Source organism: Halomonas sp. (genome assembly GCF_034520545.1).
Lineage (GTDB): Bacteria > Pseudomonadota > Gammaproteobacteria > Pseudomonadales > Halomonadaceae > Halomonas.
In genome coordinates this window covers 916,950-938,646 of the sequence record NZ_JAXHNN010000010.1, presented here as the reverse complement: position 1 = coordinate 938,646, position 21,697 = coordinate 916,950, and the positions used below count along the sequence as shown (strand labels likewise).

Annotated in this window: 24 protein-coding genes; 11 read left to right on the top strand and 13 right to left on the bottom strand. The window is 64.6% G+C overall.

From position 1 onward, the window contains the following. Positions 1-75: 75 nt before the first annotated feature. The gene (locus tag U5L98_RS13075; protein ID WP_322558715.1) at positions 76-1,146 is read right to left on the bottom strand and encodes an SO_0444 family Cu/Zn efflux transporter; all 1,071 of its coding nucleotides are present in this window, start codon (positions 1,144-1,146) and stop codon (positions 76-78) included. Between the two features lie 135 nt (positions 1,147-1,281). Between U5L98_RS13075 and U5L98_RS13070 the strand changes: the two genes are divergently transcribed. From U5L98_RS13070 to U5L98_RS13060, 3 genes are all read left to right on the top strand, one after another. Continuing rightward, positions 1,282-2,040, top strand: coding sequence for a VIT1/CCC1 transporter family protein (locus U5L98_RS13070; protein ID WP_322558714.1), 759 nt, complete (start codon positions 1,282-1,284; stop codon positions 2,038-2,040). 176 nt (positions 2,041-2,216) lie between these two features. Further along, a complete protein-coding gene (locus U5L98_RS13065) occupies positions 2,217-2,654 on the top strand; it encodes a nucleoside deaminase (RefSeq protein WP_322558713.1) in 438 nt (145 codons plus the stop codon). 4 nt (positions 2,655-2,658) lie between these two features. Further along, entirely contained in the window at positions 2,659-2,790 is a 132-nt protein-coding gene (locus U5L98_RS13060) for a hypothetical protein (RefSeq protein ID WP_322558712.1), read from the top strand. A gap of 103 nt (positions 2,791-2,893) precedes the next feature. Here U5L98_RS13060 and U5L98_RS13055 read toward each other — a convergent pair whose 3' ends face one another. Both U5L98_RS13055 and U5L98_RS13050 read right to left on the bottom strand, forming a co-directional pair. Beyond that, positions 2,894-4,036 carry a histone deacetylase gene (locus U5L98_RS13055; RefSeq protein ID WP_322558711.1) on the bottom strand — a complete coding sequence of 381 codons (1,143 nt, stop codon included), beginning with the start codon at positions 4,034-4,036 and terminating at the stop codon, positions 2,894-2,896. Positions 4,037-4,143: 107 nt separating this feature from the next. Continuing rightward, complete coding sequence (locus tag U5L98_RS13050) at positions 4,144-4,782, bottom strand: DsbA family oxidoreductase (protein WP_322558710.1); 639 nt, start codon at positions 4,780-4,782, stop codon at positions 4,144-4,146. A 275-nt stretch (positions 4,783-5,057) separates the two neighbouring features. Between U5L98_RS13050 and U5L98_RS13045 the strand changes: the two genes are divergently transcribed. Continuing rightward, positions 5,058-6,113 carry a hypothetical protein gene (locus tag U5L98_RS13045; RefSeq protein WP_322558709.1) on the top strand — a complete coding sequence of 352 codons (1,056 nt, stop codon included), beginning with the start codon at positions 5,058-5,060 and terminating at the stop codon, positions 6,111-6,113. 38 nt (positions 6,114-6,151) lie between these two features. Here U5L98_RS13045 and U5L98_RS13040 read toward each other — a convergent pair whose 3' ends face one another. From U5L98_RS13040 to U5L98_RS13010, 7 genes are all read right to left on the bottom strand, one after another. Next, a complete protein-coding gene (locus tag U5L98_RS13040; RefSeq protein ID WP_322558708.1) occupies positions 6,152-7,129 on the bottom strand; it encodes a ribose-phosphate pyrophosphokinase in 978 nt (325 codons plus the stop codon). A gap of 46 nt (positions 7,130-7,175) precedes the next feature. Then, positions 7,176-8,084, bottom strand: a complete 909-nt coding sequence (locus U5L98_RS13035) for a complex I NDUFA9 subunit family protein (protein WP_322558707.1) — start codon at positions 8,082-8,084, stop codon at positions 7,176-7,178. 20 nt (positions 8,085-8,104) lie between these two features. Then, positions 8,105-8,947, bottom strand: coding sequence for a nitrilase-related carbon-nitrogen hydrolase (locus tag U5L98_RS13030; protein WP_322558706.1), 843 nt, complete (start codon positions 8,945-8,947; stop codon positions 8,105-8,107). A gap of 91 nt (positions 8,948-9,038) precedes the next feature. Next, positions 9,039-9,920 (bottom strand): glycine betaine ABC transporter substrate-binding protein, encoded by an 882-nt coding sequence (locus tag U5L98_RS13025; RefSeq protein ID WP_322558705.1) that lies wholly within the window; start codon positions 9,918-9,920, stop codon positions 9,039-9,041. Between the two features lie 48 nt (positions 9,921-9,968). After that, complete coding sequence (locus U5L98_RS13020) at positions 9,969-10,700, bottom strand: ABC transporter permease (RefSeq protein ID WP_322558704.1); 732 nt, start codon at positions 10,698-10,700, stop codon at positions 9,969-9,971. Between the two features lie 4 nt (positions 10,701-10,704). Beyond that, entirely contained in the window at positions 10,705-11,865 is a 1,161-nt protein-coding gene (locus tag U5L98_RS13015) for an ABC transporter ATP-binding protein (protein ID WP_322558703.1), read from the bottom strand. A 39-nt stretch (positions 11,866-11,904) separates the two neighbouring features. Continuing rightward, on the bottom strand, positions 11,905-12,570 hold the full coding sequence (locus U5L98_RS13010; protein WP_322558702.1) for an ABC transporter permease: 666 nt from the start codon (positions 12,568-12,570) through the stop codon (positions 11,905-11,907). Positions 12,571-12,963: 393 nt separating this feature from the next. Here U5L98_RS13010 and U5L98_RS13005 point away from each other — a divergent pair, with 393 nt between their 5' ends. The 7 genes from U5L98_RS13005 (at position 12,964) to U5L98_RS12975 (ending at position 19,843) form a co-directional block, all read left to right on the top strand. Further along, positions 12,964-13,425, top strand: coding sequence for an SUF system Fe-S cluster assembly regulator (locus U5L98_RS13005; RefSeq protein WP_322558701.1), 462 nt, complete (start codon positions 12,964-12,966; stop codon positions 13,423-13,425). 70 nt (positions 13,426-13,495) lie between these two features. Next, complete coding sequence (sufB, locus tag U5L98_RS13000; protein ID WP_322558700.1) at positions 13,496-14,938, top strand: Fe-S cluster assembly protein SufB; 1,443 nt, start codon at positions 13,496-13,498, stop codon at positions 14,936-14,938. Positions 14,939-15,081: 143 nt separating this feature from the next. After that, positions 15,082-15,834, top strand: coding sequence for a Fe-S cluster assembly ATPase SufC (gene sufC, locus U5L98_RS12995; RefSeq protein ID WP_322558699.1), 753 nt, complete (start codon positions 15,082-15,084; stop codon positions 15,832-15,834). Beyond that, positions 15,831-17,204 (top strand): Fe-S cluster assembly protein SufD, encoded by a 1,374-nt coding sequence (sufD, locus tag U5L98_RS12990; protein WP_322558698.1) that lies wholly within the window; start codon positions 15,831-15,833, stop codon positions 17,202-17,204. The genes sufC and sufD overlap by 4 nt, the downstream gene beginning before the upstream one ends. Positions 17,205-17,207: 3 nt before the next feature. After that, complete coding sequence (locus tag U5L98_RS12985) at positions 17,208-18,449, top strand: cysteine desulfurase (protein WP_322558697.1); 1,242 nt, start codon at positions 17,208-17,210, stop codon at positions 18,447-18,449. 18 nt (positions 18,450-18,467) lie between these two features. After that, entirely contained in the window at positions 18,468-19,040 is a 573-nt protein-coding gene (sufT, locus tag U5L98_RS12980) for a putative Fe-S cluster assembly protein SufT (RefSeq protein ID WP_322558696.1), read from the top strand. A 20-nt stretch (positions 19,041-19,060) separates the two neighbouring features. After that, a complete protein-coding gene (locus U5L98_RS12975) occupies positions 19,061-19,843 on the top strand; it encodes a SanA/YdcF family protein (RefSeq protein WP_322558695.1) in 783 nt (260 codons plus the stop codon). Here the strand turns inward: U5L98_RS12975 and U5L98_RS12970 are convergent. The 3 genes from U5L98_RS12970 to U5L98_RS12960 all read right to left on the bottom strand — a co-directional run bounded on the left by U5L98_RS12970 (position 19,764) and on the right by U5L98_RS12960 (position 21,696). Further along, positions 19,764-20,210 (bottom strand): hypothetical protein, encoded by a 447-nt coding sequence (locus tag U5L98_RS12970; protein WP_322558694.1) that lies wholly within the window; start codon positions 20,208-20,210, stop codon positions 19,764-19,766. The genes U5L98_RS12975 and U5L98_RS12970 overlap by 80 nt on opposite strands. Before the next feature lie 108 nt (positions 20,211-20,318). After that, positions 20,319-21,227 (bottom strand): 30S ribosomal protein S6--L-glutamate ligase, encoded by a 909-nt coding sequence (gene rimK / locus U5L98_RS12965; RefSeq protein WP_322558693.1) that lies wholly within the window; start codon positions 21,225-21,227, stop codon positions 20,319-20,321. Between the two features lie 31 nt (positions 21,228-21,258). Then, the gene (locus tag U5L98_RS12960) at positions 21,259-21,696 is read right to left on the bottom strand and encodes an ATP-dependent zinc protease (RefSeq protein WP_322558692.1); all 438 of its coding nucleotides are present in this window, start codon (positions 21,694-21,696) and stop codon (positions 21,259-21,261) included. Position 21,697 lies beyond the last annotated feature (1 nt).

The following is a 21,697-nucleotide window of genomic DNA, read 5'->3' as shown; positions in this document are numbered from 1 at the left end:
TCCTTTGATTGCCTCTCTCTCGACACCTTGGGGCCCGGCGGGTTCACACGCTGATGGCCAGTCGAGGCGGCAAGATCAGGCGGGGTGGGGCAGGTGGTCGGCGAGCTTGCGGCGCAGCGGCTTCACGGCAAGGCCCGTCAGCACGATCAGCCCCAGCCATTCGATCCATGCCGGTAGCAGCTCGCCTACTTCCTCGATCTGGCGGGTAATGTCGAGTTTCCACCAGCTTGCCACGGCATCCACGCCCAGTCCCAGCAGCACCGCACTCACCATGATACCGACGAGATAGGCCACCAGGCCATGGTTGCCCATCTCGCGGCGAAACACGCCCAGGGTGGCCAGGCTGGTGACCGGTGCGGCGATCAGGAAGACCAGCACGGTGCCAGGCGAGACACCGGCCAGCAGCAGGCCGGCGGCGATGGGCGTGGCGGCGGTGGCGCACATGTACAGCGGTATCCCGATCACCGCCATGATCAGCATGGCCCCCAGGCCGCTGCCCAGCTCGGCGAGCTGCTGTGGCGGCACCAGGGCGATCAGGCCGCCGGCGACCAGCAGGCCCACCAGCAGCCAGAGGCTGATATCGTCGAGGATATCGGTGAAGGCATAGCGCAGCCCGCCGGCCAGTCGGCCGGTGAGCCCTGCCTCAGCAGTCTCGGCAGGGGCGTCCTGCGCCTCGTCACAACCGCTGCTGCAGCAACTATCGCAGTCGGGCTCGTCCCGTGGCGCGCCGCTGGCCGGCTCGCTGCTTGCAACGGTGCGGCCTACCAGCAGGCCGGTGACGATGGCGGTGAGAACCGCGCTCGTCGCCCGGGCCACGGCCATGAAGGGACCGAGCAGGGCATAGGTGATGGCCATGGAATCCACGCCGATGCCCGGGGTGCCGATCAGGAAGGCGGTGGCCGGGCCGCGCGAGGCGCCGCCGCGATACATGGCCAGCGCCGTGGGGATGGCTCCGCAGGAGCAGAGCGGCAGAGGAGCGCCGATCACCGCCGCGCGGGCGATGCTACCCAGCCCCTGGCCCCCCACCCAGCGCTGGAGCAGGGCTTCGGAGACCAGGGCCTTGATCAGCCCGGCCATCACCAGCCCCAGCAGCAGCCAGGGGGCCGCGGAGAGGGCAACGGCCAGGATGGCGTTCAACAGGGACATGGGCGGACTCCTCAGGGGGGTGCCCTATTCTGTGGCCGCCGGTTACCCGTCCGTCAAGCGTGTCGTGTCTCGGGAGCGTGAGAATGTCGGCTGTGCCAAGCTGGAAGCATCATGAATGAGGCAGCGAGGTGAGCCATGAACGACCGGCGGCGGGAGGCGCTGGAGCACGAGCATCGCCCGGAGGTGATCGAACGGCGGCTACGTGCCCCTTCACGGCTCCGGCATCTGCCCGATGCCATCCTCGGCGGCATCGACGGCTGCGTGACCACCTTCGCCGTGGTCTCCGGGGCCTTCGGCGCGGGGTTCTCTTCCACCGTTGCGCTGGTGCTGGGTGTTGCCAACCTGCTGGCGGATGGCTTCAGCATGGCGGTCAGCAACTACGAGGCGATCCAGGCCCAGCGCGAGCATGTCGAGGGGGTGCGTCGCAGCGAGAACCACCATATCGACGAGGTACCTGAGGGCGAGCGCGAGGAGATCCGCCAGATCTTCCAGCGCAAGGGCTTTACCGGCGAGACCCTGGAGCGGGTGGTGGAGACCATCTGCAGCGACCGCGAGGTGTGGGTGGAGACCATGGTCTCCGAGGAACATGGCCTGCAGACCGTGGGATTGAGCCCGCTGCGCTCGGCGCTGGCTACCTTCCTCGCCTTCCTGGTGGTGGGCGTCATGCCGCTGCTGCCCTATGCGATCCCCGGGCTGGATACCACCCGGCAGTTCCTGGCGAGCCTGGCGGTGGCCGGGCTGATGTTCTTCCTGATCGGCATGGGCAAGAGCCTGGTCTACCAGCAGCCGGTGCTGAAGTCGGGGCTGAGGACCCTGCTGATCGGCGGCGCCGCGGCGGGGCTGGCCTTCCTCACTGGCCACCTGGCGCAGGCGCTGTTCGGTGTGGGCTTGTAGCTCGGCTCCGGACAGGTTGAATCGCGGGGTTGCGTTGGCTATGGCAACCCACTGGCCTCTCGAGGCACTCAGGTGCTGTGCGAGGGCGAGCGGGACTGGCTGGGCCTCTCTGCTGGCAAGCTCGGGCGAGGGCAGCGTAGGCTAGGTCACACCGTCACGCAGCAGGGAGTCAGCGAATGGACCGTTTCATGCACGCCGCGTTCGAGGAGGCCCGCCACAGCCTCGAGGAGGGTGGCATTCCTATCGGCTCGGTGCTGGTGCATCGCGGGGTCATCATCGGCCGCGGCCACAACCGTCGTGTGCAGCTGGGCAGCGCGGTGCTGCACGGCGAGATGGATGCCCTGGAGAACGCCGGGCGCCACCCGGGTGAGACCTACCGTGACAGCATCCTCTATACCACCCTCTCGCCCTGTCCGATGTGCAGCGGCGCCATCCTGCTCTACGGCATCCCCAAGGTGGTGATCGGCGAGAACCGCACCTTCCAGGGCGAGGAAGCGTTGCTGAGGGAGCGTGGGGTCGAGGTCGAGGTGCTGCAGGACCCCGAGTGCATCGCGCTGATGGAGGGCTTCATCGCGGCCTCTCCCGAGCTGTGGCACGAGGATATCGGCGAGTAGCGCGGTGTGGCGCCCGCGTCTGACGCGTTGCCGGCTGACCTGTATCAAGGTGGAGGCCAGCTTCAAGAGCGGTGTCTTGGAGCTCTCCTTGCCCAAGCGCAAGAAAGCCAATCGCCGCAAGGTCGAGGTCAAATAACCTTGTTCGCAAGCGGCATGCCGCAGGATGGCATTTCCGGCCCGAGTTGGAGTCACAGGAGTCACAAAGGTGGGACATGAGGCTGTTTGGCTCCTGTCGCGCTTTATCGCCTGTCTTGGTCGGCGTCGAGTGAAACAGCCGAAGCGTCCGTTTCGGTGACGAAGGCACTACGATGGAAGGCCGCCGCGGCCTCCACTTCGGCAAGGCCGCGCAAGCCGGGTTCCGGTGGTTCGTCGCCGGCCAGCACCTTGAGCACCGATCTGACGCCGCGCGCCAGCGATATCAGGTTGTAGCCGCCTTCCAGCACGAAGACCAGCCTTCCCCCGCACTGCTGGCGTGCCAGACTCTGCAGGATGCCGGTCATGGCGGCAAAGCCGTCATAGGAGACATTCAGCGACAGGTCATGGCTGTGGGGGTCGAACCCTGTAGAGACCAGGATCAGGTCGGGTCGGAACCACTCGGCCGCCGGTACCAGAATCTCACGGAAGGCCTTGAGGAAGGCGGCGTCGCCGGCATCGGCAGGTAGGGGAACATTGATGATGGCGCCATCCCCAAGGCCCACGCCGACCTCCTCGAGACTTCCCGTGCCGGGGTAGAAGGGAGAAGCACGGTGGATATCGAAGAACAGCACATCCGGATCCGCCCAGAAGATGTCCTGGGTGCCGTTGCCGTGATGGGCATCCCAATCGATGATCATGACCCGCTGGCAGCCTAGCGCCGCCTGGGCATGGGCGGCGGCTACCGCCACGTTGTTGAACAGGCAGAAGCCGCGGGCGCGCACCGGTTCGGCGTGGTGGCCGGGGGGCCTGACCAGCGCGAAGCTGCTCTCGGCTCGCCCCATTACCACCGCCTCGACGGCGGCGATCGCCGTGCCGGCGGCTACCTCGGCGGCCTCGACGCTGCCGGGTGATACGGCCGTGGTATCCACGTCCAGCCAGGCGCTCTTGCCGCGCAGCTCGAAGATGCTGTCCAGGTAGGAGCTGGTGTGGACGCGCCCTAGCTGCTCGCGAGTTGCCGGCATGCCGGTCTCGAAGGTCACTCCGGGGACCGGTTCGAGTTCCAGCAAGTGCCGGATGGCGGTGAGCCGGGCAGGGTGTTCCGGATACTTCCAGGGCACCCCCAGCCCCGACAACAGTGAGCGGACTCGCTTGTCCATGCGCCCCGGCAGGAAGGGCACCTCGATATCCGGTTCATGGCCCAGCATCCGTTCGTCATAGAAGGCGATCACGCTGTTCAGTTCGGCCACTGTGAAAGCTCCATGTTGTGCAAATTATAAGATCGTGGTGGCTCATGCATCTGACTACAGCATATCAGGGGCTTGGCATCGGGGGTGGAGAACGGTGGCCTGTCATATCAGCGCATGGCGTCGAGCAGGCGTTCCACCGCCAGGAACAGCTGGCGGCGCGGCTGGGCGCCCTCGAGCACGCCGGCGTGCTCCCCATCCAGCGAGAAGCGCAGGCCCGGCACGCCGCCGATACCGAGCTCCCGGGCGGTCTGCTGGTCGGCCATTACCTGCGGGCGGAAGTCGCCCTGCGCCAGGGCCTGGCGCAGGGCCTCGCCATCTAGATCGAGCGTCTGCGCCACGCGGACGAGTGCCTCGGGGTCGGCGAGGTCCAGGCTCTCCTCGAAGAAGCCCCGAAACAGTGCCCAGCGCAGGGCGCTGGTGCACCCGGGATGGGTCGTTTCCTGCGTTTCAGCCCAGGCAGTGGCCTCGTGGGCCAGCCGCGAACGCGGCTGGAGGCGGGGCAGGCGCAGGGTCATGCCGCGCTGCGCAGCCATGGGATAGACGGCGCGCTCCCAGATGTCGTGCAGGTAGTCGCCGTCAGGGTCGAGGGTCGGCTCGGGCTTGGGGCGCAGCTCGAAGGCTCTCCAGCGGATCTCCACCAGGTCGCCGAAGCGCTCGGCCAGGGCGTCGATTTCCGGGGCTTCCAGATAGCAGAACGGGCAGACGTAATCACTGAAGACATCGAGGGTAATGCGCGGTCGGGTCATCGGTTGCCTCCTGTGGCGGTACGGCAGGGCCCGAAAGGGTAACAGCGGCTCATCTGACAGGACATGGCAGGATAGGAGCAGTCGGGTGATGGCCTCATGCCGCCCATTCTCTCCGTCCTGCCAGTGATGTCTCTCCTGAGCCTACCGCCACGGGCGTGCGTCTGCGATGGTGGAACGGCCGCGACCCCGACATCGACGGCAGTGGCCGATGAAGCGCTCGTCCGGATTCATCGAGGTGGTATGGTATTCTCTGGTCACGCTGGAAGAGGACTCCCATGGCCAACGATTCATCCCACAACGCTGCCGCAAATAATGTCTCCCTAGGGGACAAGGTCGCGTTCCTGTCGGATTCCCGGGCTTACGCCGGTTTCGAAGGTGAGGTCGATGTCAAGGAGACCCATATGGCCTGGGTCTTCCTGACGACGGATCGGGTCTACAAGCTCAAGAAGCCCGTTGAGTACAATCACCGTGACTGCCACTTCCTGCGCGACCGTGAGCTGCTTTGCCACGAAGAGGTTCGCCTCAACCGTCGTCTGGCGCCGGAGGTCTACCTCGGGGTGGCAGGGTTGCGGCTCGATGACGACGGTACGCTGGTGCTGGAGGAGGAAGGGCAGGAGGTTGACGAGCAGGTGGTGGACTGGCTGGTCGTGATGAAGCGACTGCCCGAGCACCTCATGCTGGATGTGGCCCTGACGCAGGGCACCGTCACCGAGACACGGATCACCCTGGTCGCCGAGCGGCTCTCAGACTTCTATCAGGGGCTCGAGCCGGTCGAGATGTCGGCAGAAACGTATCTTGACCAGTTCCAGCGCGAACTCGAAAAGAATCGGGAGGTCATCGAGGATACCCGCTTCTCCGTGGCGAGAGAGGGCGTGGCGTTCATGCTCGATCGACTCGACCGTCTTCTGGAGGAGGAGCCCGAGCTGCTGGGGAGTCGTGCTCGCCAGGGACGGATCGTCGAGGGACATGGCGACCTGCGCCCCGAGCATGTCTGTCTCTCCGACCCCCCTGTGATCATCGATTGCCTCGAATTCAGCCGGCCATTGCGGCTGGTTGACCCCTTCGATGAACTGCGTTTCCTGGGGCTCGAGTGCGAGCGACTGGGGGCCGCCTGGATAGGCGAGTGTCTGGTCAGCGAATGTGCAAGACGCCTCCAGGATCGGCCAGACAGACGGCTGCTGGCATTCTACACGGCCTATCGTGCGTGTCTCAGGGCTCGCCTGTCGCTGGCCCATCTGCTCGATCCAGACCCGCGCACGCCGGATAAATGGGAGCCCCGGGCCAGGGAGTATCTGGCGCTGGGGCTACGGGCCTGCCGTGATCTCGACTAGGCCTGGCCCCCGCCGCTGAAGCGGTGACGAGGTCGCCGTCACGCGGGACCCTCGAGCAGTTCGTTGAGCGAGCCATTCTCATGAACGCGCCGGATCGCCTCCGCAAAGAGCGGGGCAGCGCTGACCACTTCCAGGTGCTTTTTGATCACCTCGTCATCGAGGCGGGAGGGGGGGACGGTGTCGGTGACGATCAGCTTGGTCAGTTGTGGATCACTGACCACTCGGTCGGCATCACCGACGAAGAGACCGTGTGCCGCCAGGCCATACACCTGTTTCGCGCCTCGTTCCAGGCAGGCCTCCGCAGCGCGCAGGAGGGTGCCCCCCGAGCTGACCAGGTCATCCACGACCAGCACGGTGGCGCCCTCGACCTCGCCGGTCAGCAGGGTGCCGCTGACCTTGCCTTCGCTGCGACGCTTCTCCATGTAGGCTGCGCCGATCTCGCGACCCAACATGGGCTCCAGCATCTCTTTGAAGCCCTGCGCCCGCTTCACGCCGCCCGGGTCAGGGGAAGCCACCACCACCTTGTCGTCGCCACAGCGCTCGCGCATGTAATCGGCAAACAGGCGGCGTGTGTCGAGGGTATGGGTGAGGCAGCGAAAAGCATTCTGGAAGGCGGCGACATTGTGTACATCGAGCGTCATGACGCCATCGATGTCCATGGCCTCGAGCAGCATGGCCAGATAGCGGGAGGTGAGCGGGTCGCGCGACTTGGTCCGGCGGTCCTTGCGCGCATAGGCCATATAGGGGATCACGGCGGTGACCCGCCGGGCTCCAGCGTCGCGGACGGCGCCCAGGAAGAACAGTAGCCGGCAGAGCCGTTCGTTGACGCCCTGCTCGGGGTCGCCATTGAGGCTCTGCAGCACGTAGACATCTTCGCCACGTACGCTTTCCAGCGGTCGAGCCTTGTGCTCGCCATCCTCGAAGTCGCGTTCCTCGTGTTCGGCAAGCGAGATGCCGAGCGATTGCGCCACCTTCTCGCCAAAGGGACGACTGGCGTTGAGAGAGAATAGTTTCATGTCTTCAGCATAGACGCTGGGGCCCGGCTTTGACGAGCAGGAGGGGTCAGGTGTCGTGAGGTGGCAGGCAGGCAGGCAGGCTCTCGCGCAGCGAGTGAGTCATGATGTCGAGGTATCGGAAACCACCGACGTTCACATCGGCAATGTTGTCTGTCTGCATCAGGATCACCTGGTCGCGCGTCAGCGGTTGGCCGGGCAACCAGACGGCCAAGGCTGCCACCAGCCGCCAGGCGAGGAAGGGAACCGGCACCAGCGGCCGCTCGCGGCGCAGGTGGGCGAGCAATGTCTCGAGGATCTCGCGGTAGCTCAGCACGTCGGGCCCGCCGAGCTCGAACAAGCGTCGTCCCGGGGCCGAGCGGCCCGCAAGTACGGCGATGGCCCTGGCGACATCCACCACGTGTACCGGCTGTAGTCGGGTCGTTCCGCGACCGAACAGCGGGATCAACGGTAGCCGGGTGAGGCCTTCTAGGCCGGTGAGGAAGGCATCTCCGGGACCGAACAGCACGCTTGGCCTCACGATGATCGCCTTGGGGAAGGCGTCCAGCACCGCGTCCTCGCCCCGGGCGCGGGCTCTCACGTAGGCCGAGGCCGAGTCATGGCGGGTGCCGATGCCCGAGACCTGCACCAGCCGATCGATGCCGGCTGCCCGAGCCTTGCTGGCCAGTCGCCAGGCTCCCGTTACATGGATGGCCTCGAAGCTGGCATCGCGCGTTTCCACATAGAGGCTGACGGCATTGACCACGGCGCTGGCGCCCTCCAGGGCCGCGGCGAGGCTTTCCTCGTCGCGAATATCGGCGGTGACGAGTTCCACCGGATCCCCGTCCTCGAACCAGGCTGGTAGGGCAGGGTGGCGAGCGGCAATACGCACCCCGCGGCCGGCCTCGACCAACTCGCGGGCGATGGCATCACCGAGAAAGCCGGTGCCGCCGAAGACCGTAACTGGACCCTCGCGCATCATCCCCTCCCTGTGGCCGCTTAACGATAACCGGCCATCAGCTCGCGCACCAGCGGCGTATCGGCATCGCGGTGGGTGGGCAGCTCGAAGCGGGCCCGGGCGATGGTGGTGCGTGAGAGCTCGGCGGTGATCAGCATTTCGCGCGCTTCGGCCTCGGCGAGCAGCTCGCCCCTGGGGCCGAGGATTCGCGAGCCGCCCCAGAAGTGGCTGCCATTTTCCGGTCCGTAGCGGTTGGCCATGATCACCGGTGTGCCATAGGTCATGGCATAGAAGCGTATGTTCAGCGCCCAGTTCTGCTCGTTGGAGAAGTCATCGCTGACGATACCCGAGGCCGAGTTGATCGGTGCGCAGAGCACGGTTGGGCGCGGCAGCAGTGCAGTATGGACCAGTGCCGGATTCCACAGGTCGGCACAGATCAGCTGGGTGGCCGACCAGCCGGGGCGAATCGGCGTATGCGTGAGGTCGCTGCCGTGGGTGAACCACTTGCCCTCTTCGAGGCCGCCGTAGGTGGGCAGGTTCAGCTTGCGATGCACTGCGGTGATCTCGCCGTCCTGGAGGATGGCGAGCGCGTTGTAGTACTCGCCGGGGCTCGCTTCCTCGACGAAGCCCACCACCGTCTGCATCTCGCGGCAGGCCAGTGCCAGCTCACGCAGGCGCGGGTCCTCCAGCGGCATCGCCACCTGCATTACCCGGCTACCCAGCCCGTAGCCGGTGAGCGAGAGCTCGGGGAAGACCAGCAGCTCGACGCCCTGCTCGCAGGCGTCCTGGATAATGTCGAGATGCTGCGCCAGGTTGGCATCCACCTCGCCGAGGGTGGCGTTGATCTGGGCGGCGCCGACCCGGAGTCTGTCCTGATAGTGCATCTCATCCCCCTGGAAAGAGGGAAGGCCGCCCGTGGGCGGCCTTCCTTGCCTACTGCGATAGCCAGCATTATGCCAGCCATGTCGGGGAGCGTCACAGCAGCTCGTTGTTCTCGAGGAAGGTGCGGGCCACATCTTCGATGTTCTCGCGCTCCACGTCGACCCGCGCGTTGAGTTCGGCCATGGTCTCGTCGTCGAGCATCGCCGACAGCTCGTTCATCTGTTCGGCAAGCTCTGGGTTCTCTTCGAGGGTCTCCTGGCGCACGACCGGTGTCAGGGCGTAGGCCGGGAAGTAGTTCTGGTCGTCTTCCAGCACGTGGAAGTTGAAGGCCGGGATACGACCATCGGTGGCGAAGACCAGGCCCACTTCGACGTCGCCGTCACGCAGGGCGGGGTAGACCAGGCCGGAGTCCATGCGCCTGACATCGCCGCGGTCGACCTGGAAGTCATAGGCTTCCTGGAGTGGGCGCCAGCCGTCTTCGCGGGCATAGAACTCCGCGTTCAGGGCGAAGGTCAGGTCCTCGCCGTCATTGACCGCCTGGGCCAGCTCGGAAAGGGTGGCGATGCCGCGCTCTTCGGCATCTTCCTCGCGCATGGCCAAGGCATAGGTATTGTTGGCGTCGGAAGGCTCCAGCCACACCAGGCCCTTCTCTGCGTCGAGCTCCTTGACCCGTGCGTAGGTGTCTTCGGGCGACAGGCGTTCGGTGACGTCGTTGTAGTTGATTAACGAGGTGCCGGTGTACTCCCAGTAGAGGTCGATCTGGCCGTTTTCCTGAGCCTGACGCAGCACGGCAGAGCCCATGCCGGAGCGGTTCTCCACATCGTAGCCAAGCCCCTCAAGGTATTGGGTTGTCATGTTGGAGAGGATCTGCTGCTCGGTGAAGTTCTTGCCGCCAACGGTGATGTCGGCGGCGCCGGCTGTGGTCATGGCACCGGCCAGGGCCAGGCTGGACAGGGTGGTTATCAAGCGTTTCATGAGTGCTTCTCCTTGTGGTGTAACAATAATGTGGCACGGTTCGAACGATCAGGCGCGCGACGGGTTGACCCCGCGTGGCACCACCAGAAACGCGACGGTGGCGATCAGGGCATCGACCACGATCGCCAGCAGGGCGGTGGGAATGGCGCCGGACAGCATCATCACCGGATCGTACAGGTCGATGCCGGTGAAGATCAGCTCACCGAGCCCCCCGGCACCGATCAGGAAGGCCAGTGGCACGGTGCCCACGTTGATGGTCAGGGCGGTGCGCATGCCGGCGAAGATCACGTAGAGGGCGTTGGGCAGCTCCACCCGCATCAGGCGCTGGGTCGACGACATGCCGATCCCGGCGGCGGCCTCCATCAGCGCTGGGTCAACGCCCTTGAGCCCGGCATAGGTGTTGCGGGTGATGGGCAGCAGCGTGGCGACGAACAGGCCGAAGACCGCCGGTACCATGCCGATGCCCAGGAAACTCATGGAGAGGGCCAGCACCGCGAGCGTGGGAATGGTGGTGCCGACGTTGAGTACCTGCATCAGCGATTCCGCCCAGCGCGCCATGCTCGGGCGTGACAGCACGATGCCCAGTGGGATGGCGACCAGGATCGCCAGGCTGCCGGAGATTGCCGTCAGCCACAGGTGCTGGATGGCCAGGTACTGCACATCCGGCAGATAGAAGAGGAAGTCGTCGATGACCCCGCTCGATTGGCTCCATACCCCGGCGGCGAAGATCGCCACCAGCAGGAGTGCGCGCAGGGCCCCGTTCAGGCTCTGGATCGGCATCGGCTCACTCCTTGACGGCGCTGTCGGGATTCCGGGCGGCGGCCTCGCGGGCGCGGAAGCGCGACCCCAGGTGGTGCGTCATGGCGCGCTGGGTGATCTGGCCGCAGACCCGCCCCTGATCATCCACGCAGGGCAGCCAGGTGGCGTCCTGGGAAAACATCAGTGAGGCGACCTTGCGCAGGTCATCGCCCAGGGTCACGGTACCCGGCACGTTCTCGAAGTGGTCACGGCAGTAGCCCTTGGTGGTGCGCGCCTTGGCCCGGGAGATCAGGCCTACCGGTTGGCGCTGGTCGTTTACCATCAGGATGGCGTTCTGATAGCCGTATTCCTCGATGCGCGCGAGTGCCGTCTCCATGGTGTCGCCGGGCGCGACGGTGGCGATCTCGTCGGAGACCACCTCCTGAACCTTGACCAGGTTGAGGCGCTTGAGTGCGCGGTCCTCGCCCAGGAAGGATTCGACGAAGGCGTTCTTCGGCGCGGCCAGCAGGTCGTCGGGTGAGGAGTGCTGCACCAGCTTGCCCTCGCGGAATATCGCCACCCGATCGCCCATCTTGATCGCCTCGTCGATGTCGTGGCTGACGAACATGATGGTCTTCTTCAGTTCCTGCTGCATCTTGAGGAACTCGTCCTGGATCACCGCCCGGTTGATGGGGTCGATGGCCCCGAAGGGCTCGTCCATCAGCATCACTGGCGGGTCGGCGGCGAGCGCCCGGGCCACTCCGATGCGCTGCTGCTGACCGCCGGAGAGTTCGCTGGGGAAGCGCTTGAGGAAGGCGTCGGGCTCCATGGAGATCATCGCCATCAGCTCCCGGGCCCGCTCCTTGTAGCGGGCCTTGTTCCAGCCCAGCAGCTTGGGCACGATCGTGATGTTCTCCTCGATGGTCATGTTGGGGAACAGGCCGATCTGCTGGATCACATAGCCGATATTGCGGCGCAGATCCTGGGTATCCATGTCGGTGGTGTCTTCCCCGTTGATGAACACCTTGCCGGAGGTCGGCTTCACGATGCGGTTGATCATCTTCAGGGTGGTGGTCTTGCCGCAGCCCGAGGGGCCCAGCAGGATGCAGATCTCGCCGTTGGGCACGTCCATGCTGATATGGTCGGCGGCGACCACGGCGCCCTCGGGCGTGTCGAAGACCTTCGTCAGGCTATCGAGTTGGATCATTCGGGTGTCCTTGTCGTCTCGGTCGTCAGGGGCTCGCGATCAGGCGGTGGAGGCGTCGAGCTCCATGCCGCGGGGCGTCAGGCGCTTCTGCACGAAAAGCAGGGTGTAGTCGACGATGATGGCCAGCAGGCTCACCGCCACGGCACCGACGATCAGCTGGCGGGGGTCGGACTGCGAGATGCCGCGGCTGATGAAGGTGCCCAGGCCCCCGGCGCCGATGTAGGCGGCAATCGCCATCACCCCGATATTGAGCACCACGGCGATGCGCACGCCGGCCATGATCACCGGCACCGCCAGGGGAATTTCCACGAAGCGCAGCCGCTGGTTGGGGCTCATGCCGATTCCCCGGGCCGCTTCGCGCAGCGCCGGGTCGACGTTGTTGATGGCGGTATAGGTGTTGCGGATGATCGGCAGCTGGGAGTAGAGCAGCACGGCGATCACCGCCGGCAGGTAGCCGATGCCCTGGCCGATCAGAGAGAGCACCGGGATCATGATGCCAAACAGCGCAATCGACGGAATGGTGACGATGATCGAGGCGGCGTAGAGCACGCTCTGGGCCGCACGCTCGTTCTTGGTGATGGCGATGCCGATGGGTACCCCGGTGAGGGTGGCGATGCCGACGGCCACGCCGACCAGAGAGATGTGCTCCAGGGTGCGCGTGACCAACAGGTCGATGTTGTCCAGTGCGTAAAGAATCAGTTCCACGTCGTTTCTCTCTTGTTAAGCCCCGTCCCTTTGCAAGCATAGCGGTCTGACGGCAACCCTGCGGTGCCGGGCGTAACGGAATCGCGATAAGGGGCGATGGGGCGACGAATTGCCTCATGCGAGATGCCACAGCTTAGCAGAGCGACCTATCTATTTGTTTTTCTGAGAATGACGATGCGCAATGGTAAGAATTGGTAGTGCTGATGCCTGCCACGGTTGGGGAGTTATTCGACTAGCGTATTAAATGAGATTGATTATCGTTATTGTCGTTAACGTCCGTGAACGTGTCGCGATCCGCCCGATTGTGCGCCGGGGCTTCACATCAAAATGATACAGGACTAAAATGGTCCCCAATCGAAACTGAGGGGGTGCTCACCCCCGGGGGGCCAGGCCTTGCTCAAGCTTTCTCGGCTGACCGACTATGCCGCTGTGGTGATGGCGCAAATCGCCCGTCACCCGGAGCAGCCTCATGCCGCCGCGGAGCTTGCCGAGGCGGTCCAGCTGCCCCATCCCACAGTCAGCAAGACGTTGAAGATGTTGGTGAGAGCCGGGCTGCTGGAGTCGCGCCGAGGCGCCCAGGGGGGATACTCCCTGGCACGTCCCGCGTCACGGATCACCGCCAGCGACATCATCTCCGCCATCGAAGGGCCGGTGGCGATGACCGAGTGCAGCCAGGCCGATGGCGAATGCGATCTTGCCGCCACCTGCGGAGTTGCTGACAACTGGCAGCGGGTCTCATTGGCCATTCGCACCCTGCTCGACAGCGTCACCCTGGCTCACCTCGCCGACACCAGCCCGATCAAGTTGCCGGTGCAGCTGCCCATTCAGAGCGTGAGTCTGGCCGCCGAGGCCTGACGCACCCGAGCATTTCACTACCCGAGGTGAGCCTTGCTCGCCGACCCAACCGCCCGGGAGGGGATACATCATGGCAAGTCAGGAAATGGAACAGCTTGTCCGTCGCGAGTACAAGGAAGGTTTCGTGACCGACATCGAGAGCGATACGGTACCGCCGGGTCTGGATGAGAGCACCATTGCCTTCATCTCGAACAAGAAGGGCGAGCCCCAGTGGATGCTGGAGTGGCGCCTCAAGGCCTACCACCAGTGGCTCAAGATGACGTCGCCCTCCTGGGCGCACCTGGACTACCCGCCCATCGACTACCAGGCGATCTCCTACTACAGCGCACCCAAGCGTGACGAGGACAAGCCCCAGAGTCTCGACGAGGTCGATCCCAAGCTGCTCGAGACCTACGAAAAGCTGGGCATTCCCCTGCATGAGCGCGCGGCCCTGGCCGGCGTGGCAGTTGACGCCGTCTTCGATTCCGTCTCGGTGACCACCACCTTCAAGGAGAAGCTGCACGAGGCGGGGGTGATCTTCTGCTCCATTTCCGAGGCGATCCGCGACTACCCGGAACTGGTCAGGCAGTATCTGGGCAGCGTCGTGCCCCAGGGCGACAACTACTTCGCGGCGCTGAACTCGGCGGTGTTCACCGATGGTTCTTTCGTCTTCGTGCCGGAAGGCGTGACCTGCCCCATGGAGCTCTCCACCTATTTCCGCATCAACGCCGCCAATACCGGCCAGTTCGAGCGAACCCTGATCATCTGCGAGAGCCGCGCTCAGGTCTCTTACCTGGAAGGTTGCACCGCGCCACAGCGCGACGAGAATCAGCTGCATGCGGCGGTGGTGGAGCTGGTGGCGCTCGAGGATGCCTACATCAAGTACTCCACGGTTCAGAACTGGTATCCCGGCGACGAGGACGGCAAGGGCGGCATCTACAACTTCGTCACCAAGCGCGGAGACTGCCGCGGCGACCGTTCCCGCATCAGCTGGACTCAGGTCGAGACCGGCTCGGCCATCACCTGGAAGTATCCCTCCTGCGTGCTGCGCGGCAAGCACAGCATCGGCGAGTTCTACTCCGTGGCGGTGACCAACGGCCGCCAGCAGGCCGATACCGGCACCAAGATGATCCACATCGGTGAGGGTACCCGTTCGAGCATCATCTCCAAGGGCATTTCTGCCGGTCGCAGCAACCAGTCCTATCGCGGCCTGGTGAAGGTGGGGCCGCGGGCCAAGGGAGCGCGCAATTTCACCCAGTGTGACTCGCTGCTGATCGGCGATCAGTGCGGCGCTCACACCTTCCCCTACCAGGAAATCGGCAACAGTACCGCCACCGTCGAACATGAGGCGACCACCTCCAAGATCGGCGAGGACCAGCTGTTCTATTGCCAGAGCCGGGGGATCTCCGAAGAAGATGCGGTGAGCATGATCGTCAACGGCTTCTGCAAGGACGTCTTCCAGGAACTGCCCATGGAATTCGCCGTCGAGGCCGAGGCTCTGCTGAACGTCACCCTCGAAGGTGCCGTGGGCTAAGGCGCCGGTGAGGTAACCGTTATCGAGTTCAGCCATTGTGGGAGCTCAATTTAGCAAGCTGGGCTCCCACGAAAACCGTAGCTGCACATACGAATTTATCGAAGTCGCCCTGTCGGCTCGTCAGAATCGAAAAGGTAGTCAACATGCTCGAAGTCAAGGATCTGCACGTCACGGTCGAGGGTTCCGAGATCCTGAAGGGCCTCAGCCTGACCATCAACGCCGGTGAAATTCACGCCATCATGGGTCCCAACGGGGCCGGCAAGTCGACCCTTTCCGCAGTGATCGCCGGCAAGGACGGCTACGAGGTCACCCAGGGTTCGATCACCTTCGAGGGCCAGGACGTGCTGGAGATGGAAGTCGAGGAGCGGGCCCGTGCCGGCCTGTTGCTGGGTTTCCAGTACCCGGTGGAGATCCCGGGGGTGAAGAACATCTATCTGCTCAAGGCGGCGCTGAACGCCCAGCGTGAGGCGCAGGGCCTGGGCGAGATTCCGGCACCGGAGTTCATGAAGCTGATCAAGGAGAAGGTTGCCTCCATGAAGATGGATACCAGCTTCCTGCAGCGTGCCGTCAACGAGGGCTTCTCCGGCGGCGAGAAGAAGCGTAACGAGATCCTGCAGATGCTGGTGCTGCAGCCGAAGCTGGCGATGCTCGACGAGATCGATTCGGGGCTCGACATCGATGCCATGAAGGTGGTCGCCGACGGCGTCAATTCCCTGCGTGCCGAAGACCGCGCCATCCTGTTGGTGACCCACTATCAGCGTCTGCTCGATTATATCGTGCCGGATCGCGTGCATGTGCTGGTCGATGGCCGCATTGCCAAGAGTGGCGATGCCGATCTCGCCCGCGAACTCGAGAGCCGTGGCTATGACTGGGTGCAGGAGGAGACCGCCGCATGAGTGAAGAAGTGCAGAGCGATGTGACACGTTTCCTCGATCGGCTGAATGAACGCGTGGCTGAACGTATCGCCGCCCAGGGCGTCGAGCCGAGCTGGATCGCTGCCCGACGTCAGGCGGGGGCCGCACGCTTCGAGGCGCTGGGCTTTCCCCACCGCCGTATCGAGCAGTGGAAGTACACCGATGTGCGGTCCATTGCCCGCGGTGACTTCCACCTGGCCACGGATGCCGAGCTCTCTCCGGCCACGGCGGCGCGGCTGACCCTGCCCGTGGAGGCCCACCGACTGACCTTTGTCGACGGTGTCTTCGCCCCGGCCCTGTCGCAGCTCGACGACCTTCCCGGGGGCGTGCAACTGGTGCCGCTCTCCCGTGCCCTCGAAGAGAACCACGAGGCGGTGGGCGGCCCGTTGGGCCGGCTCACGGGGGTCGAGTTTTCGTCCTTTGCGGCACTCAACACTGCCTTCATGGAAGAGGGCGCTGTCCTGCGCCTGGCGCCGGGCACCGTGGTGGAGAAGCCGATCATCCTGCAGTTTCTCTCCCGCGCGGGCGAGGTGCCGGTGATGAGCCATCCACGCATCCTGATCGAGATGGCCGGGCGCAGCCAGGCCACGGTCATCGAGCATCATGCGGGCGAGGAGGATGCCGCCAACTTCACCAATCTGGTGGAGGAGATCATCCTCGATCGCGGTGCGATCCTCACTCACTACAAGCTGCAGGAGGCGGCGCTTACCGACCTTCACGTGGCCAGTATCCATATCGAGCAGGCCCGCGACAGCCGCTACACGTCGTTCAACCTGAACCTGGGCGGCAGCCTGGTGCGCAATGACCTGGTGGCCGAGCTCAATGGCCAGGGGGCCGAGACCCACTTCAACGGCCTCTTCTACGGACAGGGCCGCCAGCACGTGGACAACCACACCCTGGTCAACCACAACGCGCCCCACACCTTCTCCCACGAGAACTACAAGGGCATCCTCGACGACCGGGCCCATGGCGTGTTCAACGGCAAGGTGATCGTCAAGCGCGACAGCCAGAAGATCGAGGCCGAGCAAAGCAATGCCAACCTGCTGCTCTCCGATCGCGCCGAGATCGACACCAAGCCCGAGCTCGAGATCTACGCCGATGACGTCAAGTGTGCCCACGGTGCCACCACCGGCCAACTCGATGAGGAGGCGGTTTTCGCCCTGCGCACCCGCGGCATCGACAAGCAGACCGCCCGCGGCCTGCTGACCCTGGCGTTCGCTGGCGAGGTGCTGGAGCAGGTCAATCTCGACGCCATCGCCGAGCGGGTCGAACTGGCGGTGGCGGGCAAGCTTCCCGAGCGCTTCAATCTGGCCGGCCTGGTGGAAACCGCCGCCGCCCTGAACGAGGAGTGAGCCATGGCCAACTTCAGTGACCTGACGCTGGACGTGGCGAAGCTGCGACGCGACTTCCCGATCCTCGACCGGGAGGTACATGGTAAGCCGTTGGTCTACCTGGACAATGCCGCCACCAGTCAGACACCGCGCCAGGTGATTGCGGTGTTCGACGATTACTACGGTCGCTACAACGCCAACATCCACCGCGGGTTGCATACCCTGGCCGACGAGGCCACCGCGGCCTTCGAAGGCACCCGGGAGACGGTACGTGTCTTCCTGAACGCGGAGCAGAATCGCGAGATCGTCTTTACCCGTGGTACCACCGAGGCGATCAACCTGGTGGCCAACAGTTGGGGGCGCACCAACCTGGGCCGCGGTGACGAGGTGCTGATCTCGCAGCTGGAGCACCACTCCAACATCGTGCCCTGGCAGCTGCTGGCCGGTGAACTGGGATTCACCATCAAGGTGATCCCGGTGGACGAGCGCGGTGTGCTGGACATGGCAGCCTATCGTGACCTCTTCACCGAGCGCACCCGACTGGTGGCGGTGAACCATATCTCCAACGCCTTCGGTACCATCAATCCGGTACGCGACATGGCGCGGGTGGCCCACGAGCACGGCGCCCGAATCCTGGTAGACGGTGCCCAGGCCGCCCCCCACCAGGCCATCGACGTGCGCGACATCGATGCCGACTTCTATACCTTCTCCGGCCATAAGGTCTACGGGCCTACCGGTGTGGGCGTGCTATACGGCAAGGCCGAACTGCTCGAGGCGATGCCGCCGTGGCAGGGGGGCGGCGAGATGATCCAGACGGTCTCCTTCGAGACGCCCACCACCTTTGCCGGCATCCCGCACAAATTCGAAGCAGGGACACCGGCCATTGCCGAGGTGATCGCCCTGGGGCGTGCCCTGCAGTGGGTCCAGGGAATCGGCCTCGAATTGATTGGTGCCTGGGAGGCGCGCTTGCTCGAGCATGCCACCGAGAGGGTGCAGAGCCTTGAGGGGCTGCGTGTCCTGGGCACTGCGCCGGACAAGGCGGGCGTGCTGTCGTTCGTGGTCGACGGGGCGCACTCTCAGGACATCGGACTGCTGATCGATCAGCTCGGGGTGGCGATCCGTACCGGCCATCACTGCGCCCAGCCATTGCTGGCGCGGTTCGGGGTGGACGCCACCTGCCGGGCCTCTTTCGCCGCCTACAACACGCCCGAGGAGATCGACGTTTTCGTCGAGGGGCTCGAGCGTGTCATCGGCATGCTGCGCTGAAGCCTATCAAGGAGTGACATGAGCGATATCGAGCAGATTGCCACCCTCCACAAGGGCCAGGAACTGCCCCTGCAGCGGGACGTGGCGGCGATCTCCATTCCCTTCGGTAAGACCGTGACCCTGCCGGAAGACAGCATCGTCAGCGTGATGCAGGCCAAGGGCAGCACGGTCAGCGTGGGCTTCGAGGGGCGCCTCTACCTGATCGAGGGGGCCAACCTGGATGCCCTGGGCCTCGAGGCGCTGCCGCGGCCGACGCTGCCCGAGGATGCCTCGGAGGACGAGATCGAGCAGTTCGTGTGGGACCAGCTGCGAACCTGCTTCGACCCCGAGATTCCGGTGAACATCGTCGATCTGGGCCTGGTCTATGGCTGTCGCATCGAGCGGCTGATCAATGGTGATCGCATCGTCACCATCCGCATGACCCTGACGGCACCGGGCTGCGGCATGGGCGACGTGATTGCCGCCGATGCCCGCAACAAGATTCTGGGTGCGCCGCAGATCAGCAAGGTCCATACCGAGATCGTCTTCGATCCCCCCTGGAGTCGTGAGATGATGAGCGACGAGGCCAAGCTGGAACTCGGGATGTTTTAGCGCCTCCTCCGGGGAGTGTGATGCACCGGCCATTCTGGAAGGTCTTCAAGGCGGTACTGATGTCCCTGGGAGCGCTTGCGCTCCTGGCGGCTTTGCTGTTCGTGTCGGCCAACTTCTATATGCTGGGCCGCACCAAGGGCAAGATTGAGGGCGAGCTGTCGCGCTGTGGCAGCGAGACCGTGGGCATTGTGTTCGGCACATCCCACTGGACGCGCAGCGGCGCGCGAAACCCGCACTTCGAGGGGCGCATGAATGCTGCGGCTAACCTGATCCAGCTTGGGCGGGTCGATCATCTGCTGATCTCCGGAGACAACAGCACCCGCTATTACAACGAGCCTGTGAGCATGTGGCGTGATCTGCGTGGCCGCCAGGTGCGCGACGGGGACATGACCCTGGACTATGCCGGCTTCAGTACCTTTGACACCCTGGCGAGGGCGAGAGACGTGTTCGGTGTGGAGCGGGCGCTGCTGATCACCCAGGACTGGCACCTGCCACGTGCGCTGTTCATCGGCGAGGCGCTTGGATTAGAGGTGACGGGTTGCGCGGCGCCGGAGCGCGCGGTGGCCGGGATTTGGCGACTCAAGTTGCGGGAGTGGGTGGCGCGGGTTGCCACCCTGGGGGATCTCTACCTGTGGGAGCGCGAACCGCATTTCCTGGGGCCGCTCGAACCCCTGCAGATCATGCCTCGGGAGCGTGATCGTCTGTTGCTCCCATCGGGAATGTTCAGGGCTTCGGGCCCTGCTTCTGGAGACGATACAGTTCGCGGATCAGCGCCCGACAGCCCTTCCAGCACTCCTCGATGACCGGCTCCATAGGTTCGGGCAGAGGGTGGGTGAACAGCGTCGAGAGCGCCTGCATCAGTACCCGTTCCTGTTCCAGCAGTTCGCCGATCACCACCTGGCTCTCGTTGCCGACGAAGCTCTTCAACCGGCTCCATAGCCACATGTAGTCGTCGCGTTCGACATCGGCGTCGCGGGGCAGCAGGTTGAGGTGCTTGCGCGACAGCTCCTGGAGCTCGTGCATCGATGTCGCGCGAGCTTCGTAATGGGGCTTCAGGGTGTCGCGCAGCGCGGGTCTCAGGCGCTCCAGATTGTCCTGAAAGTAGTCGATACTGTCGGCCATCGCCTCGAGGGCACTGTCCATCGCCACCTGGCGATTGTCGAGAAACATGAGCGTTCACCTCCTCCGGTGACGCAGATTGTGGGGCTCCCGCTTCCTATTTGCCACCCCCGGGACCCAATAATTTGCCGGCCACCCGTTAGCTCTTAGGCTGAGGAGTCAGCCCTTGGGGCGGGGCGGGATCTTGTGTCGATGGGCGGCATTCTTCTCGAGATGTTCGATGACCAGACCGGCGATGTCCTTGCCGGTAGCCGTCTCGATGCCCTGTAGCCCCGGCGAGGAGTTGACCTCCATGATCACCGGGCCGTGGTTTGAGCGAAGCAGGTCGACACCGGCCACCCGCAGCCCCATGGCCTTGGCGGCGCGGATCGCCGTGGAGCGCTCCTCAGGGGTGATGCGGATCGAGCTGGCGCTGCCCCCTCGGTGCAGGTTGGAGCGAAACTCGCCCTCGGCGGCCTGGCGCTTCATCGAAGCCACTACCTTGTCACCGATCACGAAGCAGCGGATATCGGCGCCCTTGGCCTCCTTGATGTACTCCTGCACCATGATGTTGGCCTTCAAGCCCATGAAGGCCTGGATCACGCTCTCGGCTGCCTGGTTGGTCTCGGCCAGCACGACCCCGATGCCCTGGGTGCCCTCAAGCAGCTTGATGACCAAGGGGGCACCCCTAACCATGGTGATCAGGTCGGGGATGTCGTCCGGCGAGTGGGCGAAGCCGGTGATCGGCAGACCCAGACCCTTACGCGACAAGAGCTGCAGCGAACGCAGCTTGTCGCGGGAACGGGTGATGGACACGTTGTCGTTGAGTACATAGGTGCCCATCATCTCGAACTGTCTCAGCACGGCGCAGCCGTAGAAGGTGATCGAGGCGCCGATGCGTGGGATTATCGCATCGAAGTGTTCGAGTTCGGCGCCCTTGTAGTGGATCGAGGGATGATGCGAGGCAATGCTCATGTAGCAGCGCAGGGTGTCGACCACCCGGGCGGTGTGGCCTCGCCGCTCGGCCGCCTCGATCAGGCGCCGCGTGGAATAAAGGTTGCGGTTGCGGGATAGCAGCGCGATATGCATTCAGGGCTCCAGGGTCGATGGCCGGAAAGGTTCAGGGTTCACCATGTAGAAAGGCTACGCCGGGCGCGACCAGCAGGCGTCGCAGGGCTCGGCGGCCCAGCAGCATGGGATGGCGCATATCGCGCCGGTCGGTCAGGCTTAGCTCCACCGGGAACGACAGGGTGCCCAGTTGCATCATCGTGCGGATCACGAAGCGCCACTCGGCCTGGCCGTTGGAACTGGTGACCCGCCTACGGTCATGCAGGTGCATGCGGTGCACATGGGCCGGGGTACCTGGCCCGCCGCTGCGGGTCGTGAAGCTGACCCAGAGTTGGTCGTCCTCTTCGTAGGACTCGATGTCCTCGGCATGCAGCGCCGAGGTTCGGGCGCCGGTATCGGCCTTGGCGCAGAGCGTCAGATGCATCTCCGGCAGGGTGACCATCTCGCGGCGACCGATTACCGCCATGGGCGTATAGGGCAGTTCTTTCATC

What these genes read in the sequence shown, in the direction of transcription:
- U5L98_RS13075 (WP_322558715.1), bottom strand. Translation starts at nt 1,146, where the DNA reads ATGTCCCTGTTGAACGCCATCCTGGCCGTTGCCCTCTCCGCGGCCCCC.
- U5L98_RS13070 (WP_322558714.1), top strand. Translation starts at nt 1,282, where the DNA reads ATGAACGACCGGCGGCGGGAGGCGCTGGAGCACGAGCATCGCCCGGAG.
- U5L98_RS13065 (WP_322558713.1), top strand. Translation starts at nt 2,217, where the DNA reads ATGGACCGTTTCATGCACGCCGCGTTCGAGGAGGCCCGCCACAGCCTC.
- U5L98_RS13050 (WP_322558710.1), bottom strand. Translation starts at nt 4,782, where the DNA reads ATGACCCGACCGCGCATTACCCTCGATGTCTTCAGTGATTACGTCTGC.
- U5L98_RS13045 (WP_322558709.1), top strand. Translation starts at nt 5,058, where the DNA reads ATGGCCAACGATTCATCCCACAACGCTGCCGCAAATAATGTCTCCCTA.
- U5L98_RS13040 (WP_322558708.1), bottom strand. Translation starts at nt 7,129, where the DNA reads ATGAAACTATTCTCTCTCAACGCCAGTCGTCCCTTTGGCGAGAAGGTG.
- U5L98_RS13035 (WP_322558707.1), bottom strand. Translation starts at nt 8,084, where the DNA reads ATGCGCGAGGGTCCAGTTACGGTCTTCGGCGGCACCGGCTTTCTCGGT.
- U5L98_RS13030 (WP_322558706.1), bottom strand. Translation starts at nt 8,947, where the DNA reads ATGCACTATCAGGACAGACTCCGGGTCGGCGCCGCCCAGATCAACGCC.
- U5L98_RS13025 (WP_322558705.1), bottom strand. Translation starts at nt 9,920, where the DNA reads ATGAAACGCTTGATAACCACCCTGTCCAGCCTGGCCCTGGCCGGTGCC.
- U5L98_RS13020 (WP_322558704.1), bottom strand. Translation starts at nt 10,700, where the DNA reads ATGCCGATCCAGAGCCTGAACGGGGCCCTGCGCGCACTCCTGCTGGTG.
- U5L98_RS13015 (WP_322558703.1), bottom strand. Translation starts at nt 11,865, where the DNA reads ATGATCCAACTCGATAGCCTGACGAAGGTCTTCGACACGCCCGAGGGC.
- sufB (WP_322558700.1), top strand. Translation starts at nt 13,496, where the DNA reads ATGGCAAGTCAGGAAATGGAACAGCTTGTCCGTCGCGAGTACAAGGAA.
- sufC (WP_322558699.1), top strand. Translation starts at nt 15,082, where the DNA reads ATGCTCGAAGTCAAGGATCTGCACGTCACGGTCGAGGGTTCCGAGATC.
- sufD (WP_322558698.1), top strand. Translation starts at nt 15,831, where the DNA reads ATGAGTGAAGAAGTGCAGAGCGATGTGACACGTTTCCTCGATCGGCTG.
- U5L98_RS12985 (WP_322558697.1), top strand. Translation starts at nt 17,208, where the DNA reads ATGGCCAACTTCAGTGACCTGACGCTGGACGTGGCGAAGCTGCGACGC.
- sufT (WP_322558696.1), top strand. Translation starts at nt 18,468, where the DNA reads ATGAGCGATATCGAGCAGATTGCCACCCTCCACAAGGGCCAGGAACTG.
- U5L98_RS12975 (WP_322558695.1), top strand. Translation starts at nt 19,061, where the DNA reads ATGCACCGGCCATTCTGGAAGGTCTTCAAGGCGGTACTGATGTCCCTG.
- U5L98_RS12970 (WP_322558694.1), bottom strand. Translation starts at nt 20,210, where the DNA reads ATGTTTCTCGACAATCGCCAGGTGGCGATGGACAGTGCCCTCGAGGCG.
- rimK (WP_322558693.1), bottom strand. Translation starts at nt 21,227, where the DNA reads ATGCATATCGCGCTGCTATCCCGCAACCGCAACCTTTATTCCACGCGG.
- U5L98_RS12960 (WP_322558692.1), bottom strand. Translation starts at nt 21,696, where the DNA reads ATGAAAGAACTGCCCTATACGCCCATGGCGGTAATCGGTCGCCGCGAG.